The sequence below is a fragment of the Paracoccaceae bacterium genome (assembly GCA_033344815.1).
Lineage (GTDB): Bacteria > Pseudomonadota > Alphaproteobacteria > Rhodobacterales > Rhodobacteraceae > Roseobacter.
The window spans coordinates 2,711,912-2,735,686 of the sequence record JAWPMR010000001.1 but is presented as its reverse complement, the minus strand read 5'-3'; the positions used below and the strand labels follow the sequence as shown (position 1 = coordinate 2,735,686).

General features: G+C 54.5%; 21 protein-coding genes. 6 read left to right on the top strand and 15 right to left on the bottom strand.

The annotated features are described in order from the left end of the window. Positions 1–6 precede the first annotated feature (6 nt). Complete coding sequence (locus R8G34_12690; protein MDW3223721.1) at positions 7–531, top strand: CAP domain-containing protein; 525 nt, start codon at positions 7–9, stop codon at positions 529–531. On the opposite strand, the gene R8G34_12685 is transcribed toward R8G34_12690, so the two are convergent. The 8 genes from R8G34_12685 to R8G34_12650 all read right to left on the bottom strand — a co-directional run bounded on the left by R8G34_12685 (position 528) and on the right by R8G34_12650 (position 9,747). Next, entirely contained in the window at positions 528–1,028 is a 501-nt protein-coding gene (locus R8G34_12685; protein MDW3223720.1) for a L,D-transpeptidase family protein, read from the bottom strand. The two genes, R8G34_12690 and R8G34_12685, sit on opposite strands and share 4 nt — an antisense overlap. 88 nt (positions 1,029–1,116) lie before the next feature. Next, complete coding sequence (locus R8G34_12680; protein ID MDW3223719.1) at positions 1,117–1,896, bottom strand: ion transporter; 780 nt, start codon at positions 1,894–1,896, stop codon at positions 1,117–1,119. A 17-nt stretch (positions 1,897–1,913) separates the two neighbouring features. Beyond that, positions 1,914–3,143: a class I SAM-dependent RNA methyltransferase gene (locus tag R8G34_12675; protein ID MDW3223718.1), complete on the bottom strand. Its 1,230-nt coding sequence runs from the start codon at positions 3,141–3,143 to the stop codon at positions 1,914–1,916. A gap of 40 nt (positions 3,144–3,183) precedes the next feature. Then, entirely contained in the window at positions 3,184–5,016 is a 1,833-nt protein-coding gene (locus tag R8G34_12670) for an ABC transporter ATP-binding protein (protein ID MDW3223717.1), read from the bottom strand. After that, entirely contained in the window at positions 5,013–6,851 is a 1,839-nt protein-coding gene (locus tag R8G34_12665; protein MDW3223716.1) for an ABC transporter ATP-binding protein, read from the bottom strand. Before R8G34_12665 ends, R8G34_12670 begins: the two co-directional genes overlap by 4 nt. A 169-nt stretch (positions 6,852–7,020) precedes the next feature. After that, entirely contained in the window at positions 7,021–8,202 is a 1,182-nt protein-coding gene (locus tag R8G34_12660; GenBank protein ID MDW3223715.1) for a CCA tRNA nucleotidyltransferase, read from the bottom strand. Further along, on the bottom strand, positions 8,178–8,774 hold the full coding sequence (locus R8G34_12655) for a CoA pyrophosphatase (protein MDW3223714.1): 597 nt from the start codon (positions 8,772–8,774) through the stop codon (positions 8,178–8,180). The genes R8G34_12660 and R8G34_12655 overlap by 25 nt, the downstream gene beginning before the upstream one ends. Beyond that, on the bottom strand, positions 8,764–9,747 hold the full coding sequence (locus R8G34_12650) for an Hsp33 family molecular chaperone HslO (protein MDW3223713.1): 984 nt from the start codon (positions 9,745–9,747) through the stop codon (positions 8,764–8,766). Before R8G34_12650 ends, R8G34_12655 begins: the two co-directional genes overlap by 11 nt. Positions 9,748–9,828: 81 nt before the next feature. Here R8G34_12650 and R8G34_12645 point away from each other — a divergent pair, with 81 nt between their 5' ends. After that, positions 9,829–10,266, top strand: coding sequence for an NUDIX hydrolase (locus R8G34_12645; protein MDW3223712.1), 438 nt, complete (start codon positions 9,829–9,831; stop codon positions 10,264–10,266). Here the strand turns inward: R8G34_12645 and R8G34_12640 are convergent. Continuing rightward, positions 10,254–11,537, bottom strand: a complete 1,284-nt coding sequence (locus tag R8G34_12640) for a fused response regulator/phosphatase (GenBank protein MDW3223711.1) — start codon at positions 11,535–11,537, stop codon at positions 10,254–10,256. The genes R8G34_12645 and R8G34_12640 overlap by 13 nt on opposite strands. Before the next feature lie 147 nt (positions 11,538–11,684). Between R8G34_12640 and R8G34_12635 the strand changes: the two genes are divergently transcribed. Then, positions 11,685–12,017, top strand: a complete 333-nt coding sequence (locus R8G34_12635; GenBank protein ID MDW3223710.1) for an Hpt domain-containing protein — start codon at positions 11,685–11,687, stop codon at positions 12,015–12,017. On the opposite strand, the gene R8G34_12630 is transcribed toward R8G34_12635, so the two are convergent. Then, on the bottom strand, positions 12,014–12,826 hold the full coding sequence (locus R8G34_12630) for an SDR family oxidoreductase (GenBank protein MDW3223709.1): 813 nt from the start codon (positions 12,824–12,826) through the stop codon (positions 12,014–12,016). The two genes, R8G34_12635 and R8G34_12630, sit on opposite strands and share 4 nt — an antisense overlap. Positions 12,827–12,835: 9 nt before the next feature. Continuing rightward, positions 12,836–14,071 carry a threonine ammonia-lyase IlvA gene (gene ilvA, locus R8G34_12625; GenBank protein MDW3223708.1) on the bottom strand — a complete coding sequence of 412 codons (1,236 nt, stop codon included), beginning with the start codon at positions 14,069–14,071 and terminating at the stop codon, positions 12,836–12,838. Between the two features lie 133 nt (positions 14,072–14,204). Between ilvA and R8G34_12620 the strand changes: the two genes are divergently transcribed. Then, complete coding sequence (locus R8G34_12620; protein MDW3223707.1) at positions 14,205–15,422, top strand: argininosuccinate synthase; 1,218 nt, start codon at positions 14,205–14,207, stop codon at positions 15,420–15,422. 6 nt (positions 15,423–15,428) lie between these two features. Here R8G34_12620 and R8G34_12615 read toward each other — a convergent pair whose 3' ends face one another. Then, positions 15,429–16,124 carry an HAD family hydrolase gene (locus R8G34_12615; protein ID MDW3223706.1) on the bottom strand — a complete coding sequence of 232 codons (696 nt, stop codon included), beginning with the start codon at positions 16,122–16,124 and terminating at the stop codon, positions 15,429–15,431. 233 nt (positions 16,125–16,357) lie between these two features. On the opposite strand from R8G34_12615, the gene msrA reads away from it, so the two are divergent. Further along, positions 16,358–16,978 carry a peptide-methionine (S)-S-oxide reductase MsrA gene (gene msrA, locus R8G34_12610; protein MDW3223705.1) on the top strand — a complete coding sequence of 207 codons (621 nt, stop codon included), beginning with the start codon at positions 16,358–16,360 and terminating at the stop codon, positions 16,976–16,978. Positions 16,979–16,981: 3 nt separating this feature from the next. Here the strand turns inward: msrA and R8G34_12605 are convergent, their stop codons facing one another. Then, positions 16,982–19,237 carry an NADP-dependent malic enzyme gene (locus tag R8G34_12605; protein ID MDW3223704.1) on the bottom strand — a complete coding sequence of 752 codons (2,256 nt, stop codon included), beginning with the start codon at positions 19,235–19,237 and terminating at the stop codon, positions 16,982–16,984. 138 nt (positions 19,238–19,375) lie between these two features. Between R8G34_12605 and mutS the strand changes: the two genes are divergently transcribed. Continuing rightward, positions 19,376–22,012: a DNA mismatch repair protein MutS gene (mutS, locus tag R8G34_12600; protein MDW3223703.1), complete on the top strand. Its 2,637-nt coding sequence runs from the start codon at positions 19,376–19,378 to the stop codon at positions 22,010–22,012. Between the two features lie 30 nt (positions 22,013–22,042). On the opposite strand, the gene R8G34_12595 is transcribed toward mutS, so the two are convergent. Beyond that, positions 22,043–22,606, bottom strand: coding sequence for a nucleotide exchange factor GrpE (locus tag R8G34_12595; GenBank protein MDW3223702.1), 564 nt, complete (start codon positions 22,604–22,606; stop codon positions 22,043–22,045). A gap of 9 nt (positions 22,607–22,615) precedes the next feature. Beyond that, positions 22,616–23,680, bottom strand: coding sequence for a heat-inducible transcriptional repressor HrcA (gene hrcA, locus R8G34_12590; GenBank protein ID MDW3223701.1), 1,065 nt, complete (start codon positions 23,678–23,680; stop codon positions 22,616–22,618). Between the last annotated feature and the right edge of the window lie 95 nt (positions 23,681–23,775).

Genomic DNA, 23,775 nt, shown 5'->3' with positions numbered 1-23,775 from the left:
GCCAAAATGCGGCTGTTTTCGATTCTTCTCGCATTGGGGCTGGCGCTGGCGGCCTGTGCGCCGTCTTCCAGCTTCAACGACAGCTCGGGTAAAATATACCGAATCGGTCGCGGTGACACAGGTAAAATCCAGTTCCGGATGTTGGATGCCATCAATTCACTGCGCAGTGCGTCCGGTCAGGCACCATTGGAAATGGACTCTAAGCTGAACGCGGCAGCGGCAACGCACTCTCGCGATATGTCGGTCCAAAACCGGCCATGGCACTTTGGTTCAGACGGTTCTTCTCCGATCGACCGGATACAACGTGTTGGATATAACGGACGCCTGGTAGGTGAAAACATATCCGAAACCTACGAATCGGAACTTGAGACACTTGGGGCGTGGATGGAGAAACCCGACACCCAGCGTGTCATCCTGTCGCCGGATGCAACGCAAATGGGATTTGCCTGGTTTCAGGAATCAAACGGTAAAATCTGGTGGACACTCGTGACAGGCCGCCCTGCTTCCGCTTTCAGCACTGGTCCGGTTTAAGGGTTCAACGCAATCAGTGTATTGTCACGCACCATTGCGTAAATCTCTTCGATCTCATCGTTGGAAACTGCAATACAACCCCAAGTCCAGTCTTTTGAATCTGATTTAAAAGGGTTCTTCTGGCCGTGGATAAAAATGTCGCCGCCCGCGGATTTGCCCATGGCCTTAGCAGCCGCAACATCATTTACGTTTGGATATGAGATGCCCAGCGAGAGATGAAAATCAGAATTTGGGTTACGACGATCAATCCGATATACGCCTTCTGGTGTTCGGCCATCACCCTCGAACTGCTTGTGCCCCACTGGTGCGAAACCCAGATGGATATCATAGCTCTTGAGCAGCGATTGATGGTGAAGCAAATGCATCTTGCGGGCATCTTTGTTGACCACCAGAAAAGTCACCTCCGGTCCGTCATATCGACGGAACTTGGAGCTGCCCGAACATCCGCTCAACGCAACGGCGGCTGCGGAGGATAATATCAAGTCTCTGCGACGCATTTTATGCTGTCCCGTTTGTCTTTCCGACGTTCTGCTCTTTTTTCGCACAGCTATCATGGATGAGCAGTTAATCAACCTCACAAATTTGTCAGGAATTGGATTTTTTTTCCAATTGTTTCTCAATCGCAATCAGGCGGGTCAATACTTCGTCACGATAAGCATCCGTAACCGCTCCTGCCTCTTCCTGATGCGCATCCTGCATCGAATTCACGATCAAACCCACCAAGAGGTTCACCACGGCAAAGGTAGTGATCATGATGAAGGGAACGAAAAATGCCCAGGCATAGGGATAGACCTCCATCACCGGGCGAACGATTCCCATGGACCAGCTTTCCAAGGTCATGATTTGAAACAGCGTGTACCCACTCATCGGCAGGGATCCAAACCACTCTGGAAAACTCTGCGCAAACAGCTTTGTGGCGATCACCGCGCCGATATAGAAAATGATTGCCATCAAAACGAAAACACTGGCCATGCCCGGCAATGCGGTGACGAATCCCTCGACCACGCGGCGCAAACGCGGGGCCACCGAAATGACCCGAAGTACCCGCAGGATACGCAGGGCTCGCAGCACGGACATGGTTTGTGAACCCGGCACCAAAGCCGCAGCGACAATCGCCAGATCAAACAGGTTCCAGCCGCTTTTGAAAAACCGCCCCCCGCGTGCAAAGATTTTCAGCATGATTTCGGCGACAAAAAACCCAAGACATGCAATGTCCAGGGCCACGATCAAACCGCCTGCATACGCCATAAGTTCAGGCGAGGTTTCCATACCCAAAATAATCGCGTTGAACATAATGACCGCCATCACGAGGTTGGTCACCCAGGTTTGGTCCAGCCAAACGTCCAGTTTTTCGCGCAGCGTCATCGAAATCTCCTCATCCGTTATCCGGGCATATGGGCAGCGGTGAAGCTGGCGACAAGTTCCACATGTGCTGACCACCGGAATTGGTCGACAACCTGAATCCAATCGAGGGAAAACCCAGCGTTTACGAGCTTTTGTGCATCGCGCGCAAAACTCGCCGGACTACACGAGACATAAGCGATTCTAGGGACTCGCGATTTTGCGATTTCTGCGACCTGTGCCTCGGCACCTGCCCGCGGCGGATCTAGCACGATGGCCTGCACTTTGCTCATTTCATCGGGCAAGAGCGGGCGCCGAAAAAGGTCCCGGGTTTCGCTGGTTATCGTCTTTAGGCCTTGCGCTTTACGCCATGCTTGATCCAGCGCATCCGTCATGTCGTGATCGCCTTCGATGGCATGGACTGCTGCATGACGCGACATCGGTATCGAAAAAGTGCCGCAGCCTGAAAAGAGATCAAGGACGCGGCGGGCGTTCTGTGTGATGTCACAAACGGCATTGATCAGTGCCGTTTCACCATGCGCCGTTGCTTGCAAAAATGCTCCCGGCGGCGGAGTGACCGGCACACCGTCAATCATGTGCACGGGGGGCGCACGCATCGCAACCACCTCGCCAGTCCAGGTTAACCGCGCCAACCGGAACTGGTGACACACCGTTGCCAAGTGCTGCCGCAGCGGACCGTCCAAAGGCTTGCCCTGGGTTATTGCCACATCAAGGCCGTTTGTGGTGTTTGTGATCATCACCGACAGAGCGGTTTTTCGGCTGGCCCCGATCACCGCGAGTGCTTCAACTGCGGGTATACCCTTCAAGAGCGCCGGATCAAGCAGAGTACAATCCGGGATTGGCACAATGGTGTCGGAAGCGCGCCCATGAAACCCAACCATCGCGCCCTTTTTCGTGCGCCTGGCTGCAAAACCCGCGCGTCTGCGCGATCGAGCCGGGGACGTCACGATTGGCCGGAAATCAGCATCCAACCCATGCGCATGCAGGGCGGTTCGCACCACATCCACCTTCCATTCCGCAACAAACGCGTCATCCGCATGTTGCAACTGGCATCCACCGCAGGATTTGAAATGGCGACACGGCGCAGTAACGCGACGATCAGACGGCCGAACGATCTTGGCGTCTCGCAGAGTTGTACCCACAACCGTGCCCTCAACGATTTCGCCCGGAAGGCTCAATGGTACATAGACCGGCCCGTCCGCAACGCCGTCGCCCTGCAGCCCAAGTCGTTGAATTGTTATCTCTGTCATGGCGCCGGACTTACGGCAGGACGCGCCGATACAACAGCCCTTATTCTGCGGCTTGCGTTCTGATGAAGCCACCCGACTGGCGTTCCCAATACTGTGCATAGCGCCCGCCCTGCGCCAGGAGTGTATCGTGATTGCCGTTTTCCACGATTTGACCGTCATCCATTACAATGATGCGGTCCATCTCGGTCAGCGTCGAAAGGCGATGCGCAATTGCGAGAACCGTTTTGCCTTCCATGACACGCTCAAGTGCGGCTTGAATCGATGCCTCGACCTCGCTGTCCAAAGCACTGGTCGCCTCATCCAACACTAAAATTGGCGCATCTTTCAGAATGGCACGCGCCAGGGCGATGCGTTGGCGTTGCCCACCCGACAGTTTGACACCCCTTTCGCCCAGATGAGCATCATATCCTGTGCGGCCTCTATGATCGACCAGATCAAGGATGAAATCATGGGCCTCGGCTTTCCGAGCAGCAGCCACGACCTCCTCAGGTGTTGCATCCGGACGACCATACATGATGTTGTCACTGGCAGATCGGTTGAACATCGCGGTCTCCTGCGTCACCATCCCGATATTGCGCCGAAGGCTTTCCTGGGAGACCTTGGTAATGTTTTGCCCGTCGATCTCTATCGCGCCCTCCTCCGCATCATAAAGCCGTAAAAGCAATGCAACCAACGTGGACTTACCAACACCAGACGCGCCGACAATGCCAATTTTTTCACCAGCGTGGACTTTCAGATCGATGCCCCGAACACCGCCCTTATCCCGCCCGTAAGCAAACCCGAGGTTGCGCAGCAGAATCTCACCATTCGGAACTATGAGGTCGCAGGCGTCTGCGTCATCCTCGACACGGTTGCGGGGCGTCAGGGTACGAATACCATCTTCGATCTCACCGATATTGGAGTAAATCGCCATGAGTGTGAAACTGACCCAGCCTGTCATTTGAGCGATCCGGATCGCTACCGCACCGGCTGCCACAATATCCCCTTGCGATGCCTGCCCGGCCTGCCACAGCATGATCGTGCCACCCAACAGCAAAACCGGTAACACACCCGCCAAGGTCATCAATGCGAATCGAAACCCCGCCGCCAGGTACCCAAATTCCAAAGCACGGAATCGGAACGCCTGCATTGCACCCAGTGCCGCGCGGTCTTCATGTTCGGCATGGGCAAAAAGCTTAACTGTCTTGATGTTGGTAATTGTGTCGACCACCTGGCCAGACACCAGCGCGCGCGCGCCGGCACGTCCGGCTGCCCGTTTGCGGATCCGCGGCAAAAACCAGTTGATCATTGCGAAATAGGCCACCAGCCAGACCGCAAAACCCAACGCAACCCGCCAATCGATTGCAAACAACAAAAGGACCGATCCAACCAGCGACGCGAGGGCGAAGGCCACCACATTGATCGCTTCGGATACGACATCGGTGACAGCGCGCGCGGCCTGCATCTGTTTTTGCGCAATCCGGCCCGCGAAATCATCGTCAAAAAATCCAACGGTCTGACCCAGAGTCCAGCGGTGCAGTCGCGATAACACAAGCGGGTTTACGTTGGGTTGCACGATGATCGCATTGGCAGAAGCAGACAGTCCAAACAACAGGGGCCGCGCGATGAGAAAGAACCCGATCGCGCCGCCTATGACGACCAAATTCTCACCCTGAAAAAACTGCTCTGGTCCTGTTCTCGCAGTTGCGTCGATGACCATCCCGAGGATCAGCGCCGTGCCGGCCTCCATCGCCCCCGCCGCCGCGGAGAAAGAGGCAGCCAGCCAAAGCGCAGGCCATGATCCGGAAAGACACCAGCGCATGAAACCGCCCAATGTCTCAGGCGGCGGGCCTTCTGCGGAACGAAAAGCGTCGATCCAGTCAGATATTCTCACGACGCCTCCTCGATGGTTAAAAATCCGCCCGACTGCCGGGCCCAGAACTGAGCATATAGTCCACTCCGGGCCAAAAGCGCGTCATGGCTGCCATCTTCAACGATGCGCCCCTGATCCAGCACAAGAATCCGGTCCATCTGTGCGATCGTGGAAAGCCGGTGCGCGATGGCGATCACGGTTTTTCCCTCCATCATCCCATAGAGTGTATCCTGAATGGCCGCCTCAACTTCACTATCAAGCGCGCTGGTCGCCTCATCCAGCAGCAAGATCGGTGCGTCCTTCAGTATCACCCGCGCCAACGTTACCCGCTGGCGCTGTCCGCCAGAGAGTTTCACGCCACGTTCACCAACCTGGGCCTCGTATCCTCTGCGTCCTTCAGGGTCTTCAAGGTCCAGGATAAACTCATGCGCTTGCCCCTGTTTCGCAGCCGCAAAAACATCCGACTCGCTGGCATCAGTTCGACCATAACGAATGTTGTCTCGTACAGATCTGTGCAAAAGCGAACTGTCCTGTTGCACCATACCAATGGCGGACCGCAGACTATCCTGCTGGACCTTTGTGATGTCTTGCCCATCGATCAGGATCTGACCGCCTTCGGGGTCGTAAAACCGCAACAACAGTTTAACAAGCGTGGACTTCCCCGCCCCGGAACGACCAACCAGACCAATTTTTTCTCCCCGCCGGATCGTCAGATTGATCCGATCCAATCCGCCCGAGTCACGCCCATAGTGGTGAGACAATTGTTTAATCTCAATGGTGCCTTGCGTCAGATGCAATGGCTTTGCATCAGCAGAATCGGTCAGGGTGATGGGCTGCGCGATGGTCTCCATGCCTTCTGCCACAACGCCTAATTCTCGGAAAAACGTGGTCAGCGCCCACATGATCCACCCCGTCATCGCATTCAGGCGCAGACTGAGAGCCGTGGCTGCCGCGACGACACCGACGCTGGCCGACCCCTGAGACCACAATAGGATTGCCCAACCCACCACGCCAATGATCAGCATCCCGTTGAGCGCCACAAGGGTCACGTCCATCACCGTGAAAATGCGCATTTCCTTCTGAAAAGTGACGCGTGTCTCTTCGATGGCCTCTTTGGCATACTCGAGTTCCTGTTCATGATGCGCGAACATCTTGACGGAATGAATATTCGTGTAGGCATCAACCACCCGGCCGGTCACCAGCGAGCGCGCATTTGACGCCGCTTGTGACGCGGGCCCAACGCGTTTCACTGTCCATCGCAACAGGAGCAGATACAGACCGAACCACCCAAGCAACGGCAACAGCAACCGCGGATCCGAAGTCGACAGCAAAATCGCTGCCCCCAGCAAATACGCCAACGAAAACGAGATGGCATCGAAGACCTGAAACACAACTTCACCCGCTGCTGGCGGTGTCTGCATGATCCGATTGGCCACACGACCAGCGAAATCATTCTCGAACCAACCGACTGATTGCCGCAAAACCTGCCGATGCGCGCGCCACCGGATCAGTGTCCCGAAATTGGGTAAGATGGTGTTGTTGAGGAGTGCCACGTCGAGTGCTTGCAGCAGCGGTCGAACAAGCAAGATGAAGAGCGCGGCAAGCCCCAGCTCCAGTCCGTATGCGTCCCAAAAAGCCGCCGGATCACCTTCCAAAAGATCCACAACCCGGCCCATGTAATAGATCAGACCAACCTCAATCGCGGCCACGATGATGGACATCAAACCCGCCCAGAAAAAGACCGCTTTGAACGGCTGAGAGAATTGCCAAAGAAACGGCCACAATTTTTGCGGCGGATTATCCGTGTCCGAATAGGCGGTATAGGGGTCAACAAGTTGTTCGAAAAAACGGAACATAGCGGGAAGCCTTACGATGGAATATGCAAAATGATCGGGCGCTGCGCTGCAGAGCCTAAGCGAACTGGGTTATGTCGGCTTCAGCCGAACCAGATCCCGCGATACATTTCGTATTCCTCCGTATTCATGACGTCGCTTCTACAAAACGAATAGCAATTTGTCGACCGTTTCATTCAAGTGTCATCAACTCATCTCGTGTGAGCTGAAAATCCGAGGCCACCCAATGCCGTTCAAGCGCGTCCAAACGCTCGCCCAGCGCCTTACCACTGAGACCCGGCATCAGGTCTTTGGCCTTCACTGGAAACTGCGCTTGTGCTGCTGTTTCCAAGGGAATGAGTGCTGCCGGCTCCAGTGGTTGATTTGCCAAAACGGCCCGCAGGACAAGCGCGCCGCTGGCAATTTCGACGCCATAGCGATAGGCAACTTCGGCAACAGGCATCATATCGCCCATAGCCGCGCGCAGTCTGTCCAGCACCTCTGCGTCTCGGCGACTCAACCGCAAACGAGTGCTGACGGCGTCGCCATCCAAGGCTGCCAAACGCAGACGCCAATCCGGAGGGGCATTCAAACGCGCCTCTAGATGGACAACTGGAAACAACATCGCGCTGTCACTTCCCGGCAGTATGCGCTGCAAAGTGCCTGTCTGCTGCATCGTCGCGACGACCCGCGTTGGATCCGGAGCGGAGAGCAGTTTGCGCATCTCCGCACCGATTCTTTCGCCGGACAGACTCTCCAACCCTTGCGCGTTCTGCGCGACGGCATCCAAAGCATCCGCGTCAAACCCTTGTTCACGGTCGGCATACCAGGCATGGAACCGAAAATACCTCAGAATGCGCAGGTAATCCTCGCGAATACGCGCGCCGGCATCTTCAATGAACTTGATGCGCCTTGCCAGACAGTCTTCAACACCGGTTCCCAATGGATCCAAGATTTCCCCCTGCGGCGTTGCGTATAATGCGTTAAGCGTGAAATCCCGTCGAGCTGCGTCTGATGCGATATCGGCACAAAATTCCACTTCGGCGCGACGGCCATGTGTCTTCACGTCCTTTCGAAACGTTGTGATTTCATACCCCGTTCCGTTGGCAATAACCGTGACCGTTCCATGCTCAATCCCGGTTGGGACTACTTTGAAGTCAGCTGCCCGTGCCAGTCTTGTCACGTCATGCGGTGTCGCGTCGGTGGCCAGATCAATGTCAGAGCCCTGCACACCCAAAATCGCATCCCGGACACAACCGCCCACAAAGTAGATCTTTGCGCCCTCAATACTGATTGCGCGACACACAGATTGCAGGGGCGCATTCTTGAGCCACGCCGTGTCTGGTGGAATTATCGTGAGATCTGATCGGTCCATGCGCGCAGCATACGCGCAGTTGCACCCCAGATGTAATAGGGACCATAGGGAACCGCATAGTAGGATCGATTTGATCCTCGCCAGCGCCGCGATTGAACAACGTATTTGGCCTCGTCCAGCACATGCGCGAGCGGGACGGAAAATACCTCATCCACCTCGCCTTTTTCGGGTGTGATGTCGAAGTGCGACGTTACAAAACCAATAACGGGCGTGACCAGGAAGCCCGTCACCGTCTCATGCGCCGGCAGGCTGCCCAGGACTTCTACTTTATCCTGGGGCAGGCCAATTTCTTCATGTGCTTCCCGGAGCGCTGCGGCAATAACATCGGCATCAGTTTCATCCTGTTTGCCGCCAGGAAATGCGATCTGACCAGGGTGGTGTTTCAAAGCAGACGACCGTTTGGTCAGCAGTAGATGTAAATCGTCATGTTTTCGTATAATCGGCGCCAGAACGCCCGCCGGACGCAATTTCCGCCCAGCAGGCAGAACCGTTTCCGGATTCAGGTCAAAATCCGATGATGCACGCCCCGGACGTTCAAGAGCCGCCCGGAGCGCATGGAGATCACGCGTCATCCTGCTGGGCCTCGAACCCAACCGAGGCGGGATCAAGGTCGTAATGCGCACCGCAGAACTGACAGTCCGCGGTCACCCGTCCTGCATCGGTCGTCATGGTTTCGATGTCGCGCGCCGAATAGATCGACAAGCTTTGGCGTACACGATCCTCTGAACAGGTACATCCAAATTGTACAGCCTGCGCATCGTAGACCCTTGGCTGCTCTTCATGAAACAAGCGCAACAACAAGTCATTTGGACCCAAACTCGGACCAATAAGTTCGAGATCATCGACCGTATCGAGCAGAATGTTAACCCGGTTCCAGTTTTCAGCCTCATCGTCGTGTACCAGATCGGATGCGGACAGCGATTCACCCGACCCTTCGCCCTGCGCGACAAAAGGCGAGGCTTTGGGAATGTGCTGCAACATAACACCCCCGGCCCGCCAGTGCTCAGGTACACCGGGTTCCGTGGATTTCCCAAAACTTAACGCGAACCGCGTTGGCAGCTGTTCAGATTGTGCAAAATAGGTCTCGGCACAGGCTGCAAGCGAACCCCCCTCCAGGGGCGTGATCCCTTGATACGGCGTCATGCCTTTGCCCTGATCAATCATGATCGCAAAGTAACCCTCACCAACCTGATCAAAGGGCGGTTCATCGGTCAACCGGTCCGCATCATAGCTCGCATAGGCTCTGATACGCGCCACATCACCATCCTTTTCGGGGCCGTAATAGTCAGTAGAAATCATGCGCACGGCGCCTTTTGACTGGACCTGCAATTGCAGTTTCCAGCGCAGTTTGATGGTTTGACCAATCAAAGCGGTCAGGACAGCCATCTCCGCCACCAGAGCCTCGACCTGTGGTGGATAGTCATGCTGTTTCAGGATGCCATTCAACGCCCCGTCCAGCCGCGCAATCCGTCCCCGAATATCGCTGGCGTCGAGTTGAAATGGCAGGACCGTATCGTCCCACGCGATCTGATGTCCGAGTGTCATTGGGGTTTCCTTATCGCCAAAGGGTTGGCATACCGGCACCATATAAACGTCTTGCGAGCGATGAAAAGAGGGCGAGCCAGAATGATCATGCGCGTCGGACATGCACCACACGCAAACCAACGTTACACCAGAAGGCCTGGCGCCTATGCAATTTTACCGCTTGATGGCGGTATCCTGTTGACTGTACAGATCGCGGATATCGTTGACATCCAGCTACCGGGCGGCGGAATTGACGCAGGCGAGAGCGCCATTCAAGCATTGCACCGCGAAGTCATGGAAGAGACAGGATGGCGTATTTCCAGCCCGCGCAGACTGGGAACGTTCCGTAGATTTGCGTTCATGCCAGATTATGATCTTTGGGCGGAAAAGATATGTCACGTATTTGTTGCGCGCCCGGTCTACCCCCTCAGCGCACCGATAGAGGCGGACCATGAAACGCTGGTTGTATCGCCGCAAGAGGCAGTGGCTTTAATGGGCAATGATGGAGATAGGATGTTCGTGACGCGCTATTTTGGCTGAACGGGCCCGCGATATTCAAAGAGCAAACCAGAAACATCATCGGGGAATTCACGCAGGCCCGATACCTCGGTCAGTGAGACCATCAAAGCATCAAAGAAAGCTGCGCCCGCCGTCGTCTGGAGTTTCATCAAAATCCACTCGAGTCCCTCCTCACCCAAAAGCGTCCCATCTGCCAAGGGGCACTCGGTGACGCCATCTGACAGGATCGCAAGCCTGTCTCCGGGATGAAGCTGCAGCTCAAACTGGGAAAAATCCACCCCCGAGATCAGACCTACAGGGAATCCACCGGATCCATCCTGCTCGATAGCGCCGGATTTTCGTTGAATGACGGGGTGGGGCTGGCCGGCCTGACCGATCAAGACCTTTCCGGTATTCAGATCAATATTGACCAGCATAAGTGTGAAATAGTGCTCTGTCTCCATCTCACCTAGCACCAGTTCATTCAGCGTCTTGATAGCCTCAGAGGGCGGCCGCGAGCAAAAACTTCCGTCAGGCAGTTTTTGAAGTGCAACGTTTTGATCAAGAGCAGTCGCTGACAGATAGCCGGCCAACCGCGCCGTCATCAATGCGGAGCTTACGCCATGACCAGAAACGTCAATTGCAAAGAGACCAAGATGTCCCGCAGCTGCCGGGTAAAATCCGACCAAATCGCCGCCAACATGACCGCTAGAGCGCAAATGCAGTGACAAGTCACCTTCATCGAACGATCTGAAACGTTCTGGGACAAGCGACTGTTGCAGTTTTTTGGCCTCGATAAGGTCCCCATCAAGAGAATCGTAGAGTCTTTGCAACTCATCCAGAGTGTCGGTGATCATCAAGTTCTTGAGTGTCAGTTCCCGTTGCATAGCCAAAATGCGTTCGCCTGCGGTGATACGCGCGCGCAATTCATGCGCATCCACCGGTTTCGTCAGAAAGTCATCGGCACCAGCGTCCAAACCTTCGGCAACTTCGTTTTTTTCACTCTTGGAGGTCAGCAAGATGAAATAACTGTACCCCTCTCCGGAGGTCTCTCGGAATGCCTTGCAAAATTCAATGCCTGACATGCCCGGCATCATCCAGTCACTCAAAACCAGTTCCGGAGAATGGATGGCGCAAATTTCCATCGCCGCTTCACCAGAAGCAGCTTCCATTACGCGATAGCCCCAACGCTTAAGTGAACTCGAAAGGATTTTCCGTTGAAGGCGGCTGTCGTCCACAACCAGAACCAGCATCGGTTCGTCCCGATTATCGGAACAAACCATTTCGCCGGGTATGGGTGATCTATCTGACACGGAAATCTCTATTCAAATCTATGTAGGTGATTAAACCAGCATGATTAACACTCGGTGAAACTAAAATTCGGCTAAAAGGATTCATTCACGGATACCAGATTTTAGGATGTTGGCCGCATCATTCCGCCCCAGATGATGGAGAGCGAGATGATTGACTGGGACAGAGTTTTAACGCTGCGTGACGAAGTTGGCGCTGAAGATTTTGATGAGGTCATCGAATTGTTTTTGGACGAGGTCGACGATGCCATCTCAGAGCTGTCAAAAAAGGAAAACCAAACCGACCTCGAAGAGAAATTGCATTTTCTAAAGGGCAGCGCCCTCAGTTTGGGATTTCAGCATTTCTCTGGCCTTTGCCAGGCCGGGGAAACCGCGGTATCCAAGGATGCTTCTTCTTATGTCGATGTGGATGAAATTATACGCTCGTATGATCAGTCCCGTGCGATTTTTGTCAATGAAGTGTCATTAAAGCTTGCAAGCTAGACGAGCCGATAAAGTTCCGCTGCACGTTCAGGCCCTAACTGAGCCAGCGACTTGGCTCTCAGGCGCTGCATCCCAGTAATCCATGTATCGTGATCTCGTGCTCGAGATTGCGCAAATTCCGCTATTTCGGGATGTGGTAAAATCATGAACCGATCTGTCTCAACACCGCTGATGATGGCTTCAGCGACCTCTTGCGCGGTAAGCAACCCATCAGCCTCTATCGCATCTCGGTTGTCCAGACCAATCAAAGGCGTCGCGACGTATTGCGGACAAACCACCGAAACACCGATCCCGTCATCGCCATGGGTGATAGCAAGCGACTCCGCGAAACTCACGGCAGCTTGTTTCGTAGCGGAATAGGCGGCGTTTTCGATTTGATTGAGCAAACCGGCGGCAGAGGCGACGTTGATGAAATAACCTGATCCCTGCGCCAGCATCTCAGGTAATAAGGCGCGCGCGGCATAAACATGAGCCATAACGTGAACGGACCAGTTTTGCATCCATACTTCATCCGGTGCAGAGGCGGCATGACCAGACTGGGTACCAAAAAGGCCCGCATTAGAGACGAATGCTTCTATCGCGCCCAGCGCATCGGAAGCGTCGCGGACCAGACGTTTGATTTGGTCTTCTTGCGACACATCGCACACGAACCCCAAACAGCCAATTCGTGATGCAACCGTTTGGACCAAATCTTCATTGCGATCCGCAATCGCGACCCGCGCCCCTTTTTGCGACAACAATAGTGCCAATGCTGCGCCAATACCGCTGGCCCCGCCAGTAATGACAACAGTTTTGTCTTCAAATCGCATCGACACTCCTCAAATGACAAATTGTGCCAGCGTCTCATCATTGGTGATGTCGGTATAGGTGAACCCGGCGGTGTCCAATTCACCCAGAAATCTCGCAAAATTTTCCGGCCGCGTTGTTTCGATACCAATCAATACAGATCCGAAGTTGCGCGCAGATTTCTTGAGGTATTCAAACCGGGCAATGTCATCATCAGGACCCAGAATACTCAAGAACTCCTTTAACGCACCGGGACGTTGCGGCATGCGCAAAATGAAGTATTTTTTGACACCGGAATACCGCTGCGCACGTTCTTTGACCTCAGGCAGGCGTTCAAAGTCAAAATTACCGCCCGACGCAACGCAAACGACCGATTTGCCCTTGATGACATTGGCGAGATCCGACAAAGCCTCGATCGCCAAGGCCCCCGCGGGTTCCAGAACGATGCCTTCGACATTTAACATCTCAACAATGGTGGTGCATATGCGGTCCTCGGACAAATGGATCACATCACCCGATACAACACCTTTTAAACGTTCAAACGTGCGCGCGCCCAATTTGGCAACGGCAGCCCCATCCACAAAACTGTTGATCGGGGAAACATCTACCGGCGCGCCCTCTTTCAAGGCAAAGCCAAGACTCTGCGCCCCTGTCGGTTCAACAAAAGTATAGGCGCATTGATCCGCAAAATAGCTACGCACACCGGCGGACAAACCACCGCCACCAACCGGCAAAACAATCCTGTCAGGCACGCGACCCAATTGCGCCTCAATTTCAACAGCTACCGACGCCTGACCCTCGATCACATCCTCATCGTCAAACGGTGACAGAAAATGCGCGCCAGCGTCATGACAATACGTCTGGGCAGCCGACAGCGTTTTGTCGAAATAGTCTCCAACAAGGCGAATTTCGACCTGATCCCCGCCAAATATGCGCGTCTTCTGGATTTTCTGCTGTGGAGTCGTGACTGGCATGAAAATGACACCCTGCACACCAAAATGCCGACACATAAACGCAACACCCTGTGCGTGATTGCCCGCACTGGCGCAGACAAAAAGAGATTGGCCCGGAATGACCTTGCGCATGGCATTGAAAGCGCCCCGCAGTTTATAGGATCGCACCGGGCTCAGGTCTTCGCGCTTGAGCCAGACGTCTGCTTCAAACCGATCAGACAGGTGATCATTTCGAAGCAGTGGCGTGGCTGGAAACACCGCGCGCATTTCGTGTTCGGCCGCCTTGGCCGCCTGTACGAAATCAGTCGGGGCCATGCGCCCACTCCTTTTGATCCATTGGGTCTTTGATCTCTAGGGGCGCATCCACATTTGGTCAACGCGGTTCAACCTTGCTGCGATCCATAAAACCCGGTATCGGCTGCTGCAAATGTGACTAAGGAAGAACTCAATGTCTGCGCCCAAAAAAGTTGTCCTCGCCTATTCCGGCGGCCTGGATACATCAATCATTCTGAAATGGCTGCAAACCGAATACGGTTGCGAGGTTGTGACCTTCACGGCTGATCTTGGTCAGGGCGAAGAACTCGAACCGGCGCGCAAGAAAGCCGAGTTGATGGGCGCTTCGCAAATCTACATCGAAGATGTGCGCGAAGAATTCGTACGCGACTTTGTCTTTCCGATGTTTCGTGCCAATGCAGTGTATGAAGGCCTGTATTTGCTTGGTACCTCAATTGCGCGACCGTTGATTTCCAAACGCCTCGTTGAAATCGCCGAAGAAACCGGCGCAGATGCGGTGGCCCACGGCGCGACGGGCAAAGGCAATGATCAGGTCCGGTTTGAACTTGCCGCCTATGCGTTAAACCCGGATATCAAAGTGATCGCACCGTGGCGGGAATGGGACCTCTCTAGCCGAACCAAACTGATCGACTTTGCCGAAAAAAACCAGATCCCGATCGCAAAGGACAAACGTGGTGAGGCGCCCTTTAGTGTCGATGCCAACCTGCTGCACACCTCTTCAGAGGGCAAAGTCCTCGAAGACCCCGCTGTTGATGCGCCCGAATATGTTTACCAACGCACGGTTAGCCCTGAGAGTGCGCCCGATACGCCCGAATACGTCGAAGTTGGATTTGAAAAAGGTGACGCTGTCAGCATAAACGGCGAGGCCATGTCCCCCGCGACCATTCTGACCAAACTCAATGAACTGGGCGGCAAACACGGATGTGGCCGCCTTGATCTGGTTGAGGGCCGCTTTGTCGGCATGAAGTCGCGTGGAATCTATGAAACGCCGGGTGGCACGCTCCTGCTCGAAGCGCACCGCGCTATCGAATCGATCACGCTGGATCGCGGGGCGATGCACCTCAAGGATGAATTGATGCCGCGCTATGCCGAACTGATTTACAATGGTTTCTGGTACAGCCCTGAACGCACGATGCTGCAAGCCGCTATTGATGCGTCACAAACCCATGTCTGTGGAACCGTTCGGTTGAAATTGTACAAAGGTCACGTCCGGACTGTGGGCCGCTGGTCGGATCACAGCCTCTATTCCGAAGCGCATGTGACATTTGAAGATGACGCAGGTGCTTATGACCAAAAAGACGCAGCAGGCTTTATTCAATTGAGTGCACTGCGCCTGAAGCTTTTGGCCGCACGCGAGCGCCGTCTGAAATAAAACGCATTATTTGAGCGCATGGCCGCTCATCGTTTCATAAATCGGAAGTGCTTGTGCCAACACATTTGCTGCCTGCCCCTCTAGATCGGGCAGCGGCGCTTCGGCACCGGCAAAACCGGTACTTTTGTGAACCGCATTGTACCAGTGCGCCGCCCAAACCCCATCCTCTGCGCGGGGACCCGCAGGCCAACGAAGCATCGCTGGATCAAACATCAAATCAATTGAATCGCACAACCGTCCTAGTGCGCGCTCGGGATCAGCGCGGATATCGGTGCTATCAATGACCACGCCGCCCAAGGTTTCGAATAGCGTCAATTGTTGCGCATATCCGATGTCCTCCAACGTCGGCGATTCCCGTTTTGCCGCATAGCTGGCAATGACCCGCGCCGGGTGACGCAGCAGATGGATATTGACGCAATCCAGAGCCCAGTCGAGTGGAAACCCGTCCAACATGTGGTGCGGCATGTGCTTCATATAAAGATGCGGCGTCCCCTTCGTTTGGGTACACAGTGACGCTACGGCTTCTGGATCAGTTTGCTGGCTCGCTAGAATCTCGTCCCGCATCGGGTGATCCGCTCCAGACTGCGCCAGATATGCCGCGTAAAACGGCTCATCCATTACCGCAAAATCAGCCCGCGCGCCGAAACTATACATCATCGCAGTGGACAAATTGCGGGGTCCGGACCACATGGCGATCCGCATTACCGGGCCTTTCCAGCAACGTATTTTGTTTCATTCGGCAAGCCAGATCACCTTTGATGTTTCAAAACACGCTAAAAAGCTGATCAGGAAATGCCAAGACATAAACACATTTCACCTGCCCGTGATATCGCAGGCTCGTGAGTTGCGACAAATGCATTGGCGTTTCATTCTGAGCACAAAGGAGACACGAAATGCTTAAACGCGACACGTTGAAGTCCATTGCCTTGGCCGGAATGATTGCACTTGGTCTTGTGGCACAAACCCACAAATCTCATGCTGCGGAATTGGAAACGCTGATCGTCGCAGGGGGGTGTTTCTGGTGCGTGGAAGCAGACTTCGAAAAGGTCAAAGGTGTTACGGAGGCGGTGTCGGGCTTTGCAGGCGGCACAACGCCGAATCCGACTTACAAACAGGTAACATCAGGCGGCACAGGGCATTATGAGGCAGTTCAAATCTCATATGATCCCAGCGTGATTAACCAACGCGCGCTGTTGGATCTGTTTTTGCGCTCCGTAGATCCAACCGATGCAGGTGGACAGTTTTGCGATCGGGGTGACAGCTATCGCACCGCCATTTTCGTCAGCTCCGCATCAGAAGAACGTGTCGCCAAAGCAGCCATCGGCAAGGCCCAGAATGATTTGGGGCAAGCGATTGTCACACCTATCTTGCGCGCATCAGAATTCTATCCGGCAGATGCCTATCACCAAGATTACTACAAAAGCTCGAAGCTGATCATCACCAGGTTCGGCCCCAAGCGAAAATCCAATGCCTACACGGCCTACCGCAACGCTTGCGGCAGGGATGCGCGTGTCAAAGAACTCTGGGGCAATGCGGCGCCATTCGCGGGAAGCTAGGCCCTAACCAACCTTGCAGGCGGCCAATACAGCCATGTTGAGAATGTCATTGGCCGTCGACCCGGTTGAACAAATCTGAATCGATCCATCGACACCCGCGAGGATTGGACCAATAACGGTCGCACCCGCCATTTCCTGCATCAGCTTCACCGAAATGCTGGCAGAATGACGTGCGGGCACAACAAGGATATTGGCGGGACCAGTCAAGCGCGAAAACGGATAACTTTCCTGCACCCGCGTGTTCATCGCCACATCCACGGTCATCTCGCCCTCATATTCGAAACTGACGCCACGTTGATCCAGCACATCCGCCGCTTTGGCCATCTTTTCCGCCCGTTCTGACACCGGGTATCCAAAGGTCGAAAAGCTGACAAACGCAACGCGCGGCTCCAACCCCATGTTCTGGGCAACCGTGGCGGCACGTTCCGCGATATTGGCAAGGTCTTCCTCATCGGGCCATTCATTGACAATGGTGTCAGCAATGAAAACGATCCGGCCCTTGTGCAAAAGCGCCGTTATACCCGCTGCCCCGTTATCCTTGTCCGCGTCAAAAACGTGATTGATGCGGTCCAGAATATGGGCAGATTTCCGAGTCGCGCCCGTTACCAAACCGTCACCATGTCCATGGGCAAGCATAAGCGCAGAAAACACGTGCCGGTCGCGCGCTGCGAGCCGGTGAATATCGGGTGCATCAAAACCGCGGCGATGAAGTCGATTGTAGAGAAACCGCTTATATGTCTCTAAATGGGTCGTATTGGCCGCATTTACGATTTCGATCTCACGGTTTGCACCCTCAAGCCCCGCCGCTTCGAGCTTTGCCTTAACGTCATCTTCACGTCCTACAACCAGTGCTTTGCCAAGCCCAGCACGTTGATACATCACCGCAGCGCGCAAAACGCGTGGATCGTCACCCTCGGCAAAAATCATACGGGCCTGATTGGCACGCGCCCGTGTGTTGATCCCGCGCAAAATACTTGCGGTCGGATCCATGCGCGACTTCAGAGAAAGCTCATAAGCGTCCATGTCGATGATTGGACGCCGCGCTGCCCCGGTGTTCATGCCAGCTTGCGCAACCGCCGGGGGCACCCGATGGATCAGACGCGGATCAAAGGGTGTGGGGATAATGTAATCGCGGCCAAAAGACAGGTTTTTACCATAGGCAAGTGCCACCTCATCTGGCACATCCTCGCGCGCGAGGTTGGCAAGCGCATGGGCACAGGCAATCTTCATCTCATCATTAATTGCGCGGGCATTGATATCGAGCGCCCCACGAAACAGATATGGAAACCCCAGAACGTTATTCACCTGATTGGGATAATCGCTGCGGCCGGTGGCGACAATTGCGTCCGGACGAACTTCATGCGCTTCCTCAGGCGTGATTTCAGGATCAGGGTTCGCCATGGCAAAAATCACCGGGTTTTCACCCATACTTGTGACCATTTCTTGCGTTACTGCACCTTTCACCGAAACGCCCAGGAAGACGTCTGCGCCCTGCATTGCATCCTTGAGTGTGCGCATTTCAGTGGCGACAGCGTGACCTGATTTCCACTGGTTCATCCCCTCCGCCCGGCCTTGGTAAATCACGCCCTTGGTATCACACATGATGCAATTCTGATGGCGCGCGCCCATCGCCTTGAGCAGTTCAAGACACGCAATGCCCGCCGCACCCGCACCATTCAGCACGATCCGAACGTCTTCTATCTTCTTGCCGGAAATCTTGAGCGCATTCAGTAACCCCGCAGCACAGATCACCGCCGTACCGTGCTGGTCATCGTGAAAGACCGGGATGTCCATCTCTTCTTTGAGACGTTGTTCGATAATGAAACATTCCGGTGCCTTGATGTCTTCAAGGTTGATGCCGCCAAAAGTCGGGCCCATCAATTTCACAGCATTGATAAAGGCATCCGTATCTTCGGTATCGAGTTCGATATCGATGCTATTCACATCAGCAAAGCGTTTGAACAAAACCGCCTTGCCTTCCATGACCGGCTTTGACGCCAGCGCGCCCAGATTGCCCAGACCCAAAACCGCCGTACCGTTGGAAATGACCGCGACAAGGTTTCCCTTGTTGGTATAATCGTAGGCCGTTTCGGGGTTTTCAGCAATCGCTTCACAAGGCACCGCAACACCGGGTGAATAGGCAAGGCTCAAATCACGCTGCGTTGTCATTGGCACGGTTGCCGTGATCTCAAATTTACCGGGTGTGGGTTCGAGGTGAAAGGCCAGTGCCTCTTCGGGGGTCACGCGGGATTTTGACATAGGAAGGCGGCCTTTGTTGATGTTCAGAGCCCATAACCTCTAGCCCAGCGCGCGCGCCGCCTCAAGCAGGCAGCATTTGTTGCTTTTACCTGCGCGTCCGCGTTTGTAAGGTCTGGCAAAACCGCCGGGGGGCTTCGCATGACCGTCACGCCTATGATGGCACAATATCTGGAATTGAAGGCCGAATATTCGGACGCCCTTTTATTTTATCGTATGGGTGATTTCTATGAGATGTTTTTTCAGGATGCGGTCGCCGCGTCTGAGGCGCTCGACATCGCGCTGACCAAACGCGGTAAACATAACGGAGCCGACATTCCGATGTGCGGTGTTCCGGTTCACGCCGCGGAAGGGTATTTGTTATCCCTGATACGCAAGGGGTTTCGTGTCGCCGTTTGCGAACAAATGGAAAGCCCGGCAGAAGCAAAACGGCGGGGTTCAAAATCGGTCGTAAAACGCGATGTGGTGCGGTTGGTGACCCCCGGAACCTTGACCGAAGAAAGTCTCCTGGAGGCTCGAAAACACAACTATTTGGCCGCTTTTGCCCAAGTTAGAGACGAACAGGCCCTCGCATGGGTCGACATTTCCACGGGCGCGTTTCATGTAATGCCTTTGGCTTTCCCGCGCCTGGGACCGGAATTGGCGCGTTTGGCGCCTTCTGAATTGATCGTGAGCGAGACCAAAGAAGCGGACATGCGCGACATTGCGAATGACTTCGGCATCGCTCTGACGGGCCTCGCGCGTTCCGCCTTTGACAGCACCAGCGGAGAGAACCGGCTTTGCAACCTTTTTGAGATCGAAACGCTAGACTCATTTGGTACGTTTGAGCGATCAGAAGTCGCGGCGATGGGCGCCGTGCTGCAATATCTGGAAATCACTCAAAAAGGAAAGCTGCCTCTGTTGCGTCCCCCGCAAAAAGAGGCAGAAACCCGCACCGTACAAATTGATGCCGCAACACGACGCAACCTTGAACTGACAAAAACCCTGTCAGGTGGCCGGGCCGGATCTTTGCTCTCAGTGATTGACAAGACCGTCACGGCCGGGGGCGCGCGCCTTCTGGAACAGCGTCTTTCGAGCCCATCGCGTGTTTTGGACACAGTACGTGACCGCTTGGCCGCCGTTGCTTGGGTAAGCGACACGCAAGTGCAACGTCAGGACATTCGTGAGCAACTTCGTAAGGTTCCCGACCTTGATCGTGCGCTTTCGCGCCTGTCTTTGAACCGTGGCGGCCCGAGGGATCTGGCCAGTGTTCGAAATGGATTAGTGCAGGCGGAAATGCTGCATACTAATCTGGCAAAATCCGATCTGCCGGATCTCTTGAGATATGCTCAACGATCCTTGGAGGGTCATGGCATTTTAATTGATCACCTGGAGACAGCGTTGGTTGCAGAGCCTCCCCTGCTTGCCAGAGATGGTGGTTTCATAGCACCGGGCATTGATGAGGGGCTGGACGAAGCCCGCAAGCTGCGCGATGAAGGCCGGAGTGTGATCGCACAAATGCAAACCGAATTCGTCTCTAACACGGGTATTTCGTCTCTCAAAATCAAACATAACAACGTCCTTGGGTACTTCGTTGAAACCCCCGCCACGCATGCGGATAAAATGCTGTCCCCACCTTTGTCCGAGACCTTTATTCATCGCCAGACCACCGCAAATCAGGTGAGGTTCACGACTGTTGAACTCTCCGAAATGGAGACAAAGATCCTCAATGCAGGTGGTCGCGCGCTGGAAATTGAGCAGCGACTGTTTGAAACTCTGCGCAACCATGTTCTGGATGACGCAGCAAAAATCGTACAAACTGCGGGTGGTTTGGCAGAGTTTGATTTGGCAACCGCATTGGCCGAACTGGCGGTTACAGAAAATTGGGTGGCCCCACAGGTTGATGACAGCCGCGCTTTTGAAATCGAAGGCGGCAGGCATCCTGTTGTTGAGCACGCTCTCAAGACTGGTTCAGGGGAGCCGTTTATTGCAAATGATTGCAAATTGAGCGCAGAAGAAAAGAGTGCAAACATCTGGCTGCTCACCGGGCCCAATATGGCCGGTAAATCCACGTTCCTTCGTCAAAACGCGATTATCGCTTTGCTGGCACAGATCGGTAGTTTCGTACCTGCCCGGACGGCGCACATCGGATTGATCAGCCAACTTTTCAGCAGGGTGGGTGCCTCCGATGATCTGGCACGCGGTCGATCAACCTTTATGGTTGAAATGGTCGAGACAGCAGCGATCCTGAATCAAGCCGATGACCGTGCATTGGTTATTCTGGACGAAATTGGACGCGGAACGGCAACTTATGATGGGCTGTCGATTGCCTGGGCGACCCTGGAGCACCTGCATGATGTGAACGGGAGCCGTGCTTTATTTGCCACTCACTATCATGAGATGACCGCGTTGGCTGGAAAATTGTCCGGTGTTGATAATGCGACGGTGACTGTGAAGGAATGGGAGGGCGAGGTTATCTTCCTGCACGAAGTTAAGAAGGGCGCGGCAGACAGATCCTATGGTGTGCAAGTTGCACAACTCGCAGGCCTGCCCGCTACAGTCATTGCCCGCGCACGTGTAGTGTTGGATGCGCTTGAGAAAGGCGAGCGGGAGGGTGGCGCGACGCAAAAGACCCTGATTGATGACTTGCCTTTGTTTTCTGCTGTGGCAACCACGCCACCTGCCCGTGCAAAATCAACCGAACTTGAGGATGCCCTGGCCGACGTTCATCCTGATGAGCTCACGCCCAAACAAGCGCTGGACATGCTTTATAAACTGAAAGAGGCGGCCAAATCCTGACCACCCCTTCTACGTCTCGTTTTGACTCGTTCAGCTCTTGGGTGTTGAGGACACGCCAACTTGAGCAGGTCGCAGCAACCGATCGTGGAGCATGAAACCTTCGGCAGCAACTTGAATGATGTCACCCGCATTGGTGCCGGGCACTGGCGCTTCGAACATCGCCTGATGGTGTTGCGGATCAAAGCGATCACCAACCTCCGGAGCAATCACTTCTATGCCGTGTTTCTTGAACACACTCAGCAGCTCACGCATGGTCAACTCGATCCCTTCGATCAGAGCGGAGTTGGTGGCCTTTTGTTCGTCAGTGACGGTTTCAAGCGCGCGCTTGAGATTATCATACACCGGCAGCATGTCGCGAGATAATTTGGAGCCACCGTAATTCTCTGCCTCACGCCGATCACGGTCTGAACGCTTGCGGGCATTCTCCGCATCAGCCAAGGCACGCATGAACCGGTCACGCAGATCGTCACGCTCCGCGCGGATTTGATCCATCGCTAGCGCCTCATCATCAATCTCTTCCATTTCTTCTGCAAAAGCTTCTGCTTCCGCATCTTCGATGTCGTCCAGAAACTCGTTGTTCTTGGGTTCCGCCATAATTTACCTCTAGCTCCGGTCTGAGATCAGCTTTCCAACCAGCTGCGCCGTATAATTCACAATTGGCACAATGCGTCCATAATTCAGTCTCGTCGGACCAATGACACCAACAGCACCAATAACCTTACGATCAGCGTTCATATATGGGGAAACCACCAGAGAGGAACCCGAAAGTGAAAAAAGTTTGTTCTCAGAACCAATAAAAATGCGCACACCGTCGCCGCCTTCGGCCAGTTCGAGGAATTCGGCTATGTCACGCTTGCGTTCAAGGTCGTCAAATAAGCTTCTAATGCGGTCGAGATCTTCGGATTCGCCATCTTCGGTCAACAGATTCGACCGGCCGCGCACAATCAGCCGCTCTATCTGATCCCCCTCACCTTCCCACACCGCCAAGCCACTTTTCACCAATGCCTGAGCAAGCGAATCGATTTCCTGCCGGCGGGAGCTGATTTCGGTCTGAATTGTGCTTTGCAATTCGCCCAGAGTTTTGCCTTCGATTAATGCGTTCAGGAAATTCGCCGCCTCCCGCATGGAACTCGGTGTTTGTCCGGGTGGTGGTGTGAACAAGCGGTTTTCGACGTGACCATCGGCAAACACCAAAACGACCAACGCGCGGTCAGGAGACAGAGACACAAACTCGATGTGTTTGATGGGCGCTTCGCGTTTTGGGGTCAAAACCAATGACGCCCCATGTGTCACACCCGACAGCGCCGAGCCAACGCGATCCAACAGACCGCTCACGTCCTGCTCGTCGGATCCCAGTGTCGCGTCGATTTTTTCGCGGTCGGTCTCATCAGGATTGCCGATTTCCAACAAACCATCAACAAACATGCGAAGCCCTTGTTGGGTCGGTATCCGCCCGGCACTGATGTGGGGGCTGTCCAGCAAACCAAGGTATTCCAGGTCCTGCATCACATTTCGAATTGTGGCGGCGCTGACTTTTTCGCTGAAATCGCGAGTCAGCGTACGCGATCCAACAGGCGCCCCATCCGCAAGATACCCTTCGACAACGCGGCGAAACACCTCACGCGAGCGGTCGTTCATCTCTCCCAGAATATTTGGCGTTTCTTTCATAGTGGCATCCTAACTGAGGTTGCATAAAAGCATAAGAGGAACAGAATTCAATCGGGGTTGCATCCAAGTACGTGGGAAAGGTATCGGAGAGTATA

Coding starts and splice junctions, on each gene's coding strand:
- R8G34_12690 (MDW3223721.1), top strand. CDS start 7: ATGCGGCTGTTTTCGATTCTTCTCGCATTGGGGCTGGCGCTGGCGGCC.
- R8G34_12685 (MDW3223720.1), bottom strand. CDS start 1,028: ATGCGTCGCAGAGACTTGATATTATCCTCCGCAGCCGCCGTTGCGTTG.
- R8G34_12680 (MDW3223719.1), bottom strand. CDS start 1,896: ATGACGCTGCGCGAAAAACTGGACGTTTGGCTGGACCAAACCTGGGTG.
- R8G34_12675 (MDW3223718.1), bottom strand. CDS start 3,143: ATGACAGAGATAACAATTCAACGACTTGGGCTGCAGGGCGACGGCGTT.
- R8G34_12665 (MDW3223716.1), bottom strand. CDS start 6,851: ATGTTCCGTTTTTTCGAACAACTTGTTGACCCCTATACCGCCTATTCG.
- R8G34_12660 (MDW3223715.1), bottom strand. CDS start 8,202: ATGGACCGATCAGATCTCACGATAATTCCACCAGACACGGCGTGGCTC.
- R8G34_12655 (MDW3223714.1), bottom strand. CDS start 8,774: ATGACGCGTGATCTCCATGCGCTCCGGGCGGCTCTTGAACGTCCGGGG.
- R8G34_12650 (MDW3223713.1), bottom strand. CDS start 9,747: ATGACACTCGGACATCAGATCGCGTGGGACGATACGGTCCTGCCATTT.
- R8G34_12645 (MDW3223712.1), top strand. CDS start 9,829: ATGATCATGCGCGTCGGACATGCACCACACGCAAACCAACGTTACACC.
- R8G34_12635 (MDW3223710.1), top strand. CDS start 11,685: ATGATTGACTGGGACAGAGTTTTAACGCTGCGTGACGAAGTTGGCGCT.
- R8G34_12630 (MDW3223709.1), bottom strand. CDS start 12,826: ATGCGATTTGAAGACAAAACTGTTGTCATTACTGGCGGGGCCAGCGGT.
- ilvA (MDW3223708.1), bottom strand. CDS start 14,071: ATGGCCCCGACTGATTTCGTACAGGCGGCCAAGGCGGCCGAACACGAA.
- R8G34_12620 (MDW3223707.1), top strand. CDS start 14,205: ATGTCTGCGCCCAAAAAAGTTGTCCTCGCCTATTCCGGCGGCCTGGAT.
- R8G34_12615 (MDW3223706.1), bottom strand. CDS start 16,124: ATGCGGATCGCCATGTGGTCCGGACCCCGCAATTTGTCCACTGCGATG.
- msrA (MDW3223705.1), top strand. CDS start 16,358: ATGATTGCACTTGGTCTTGTGGCACAAACCCACAAATCTCATGCTGCG.
- R8G34_12605 (MDW3223704.1), bottom strand. CDS start 19,237: ATGTCAAAATCCCGCGTGACCCCCGAAGAGGCACTGGCCTTTCACCTC.
- mutS (MDW3223703.1), top strand. CDS start 19,376: ATGACCGTCACGCCTATGATGGCACAATATCTGGAATTGAAGGCCGAA.
- R8G34_12595 (MDW3223702.1), bottom strand. CDS start 22,606: ATGGCGGAACCCAAGAACAACGAGTTTCTGGACGACATCGAAGATGCG.
- hrcA (MDW3223701.1), bottom strand. CDS start 23,680: ATGAAAGAAACGCCAAATATTCTGGGAGAGATGAACGACCGCTCGCGT.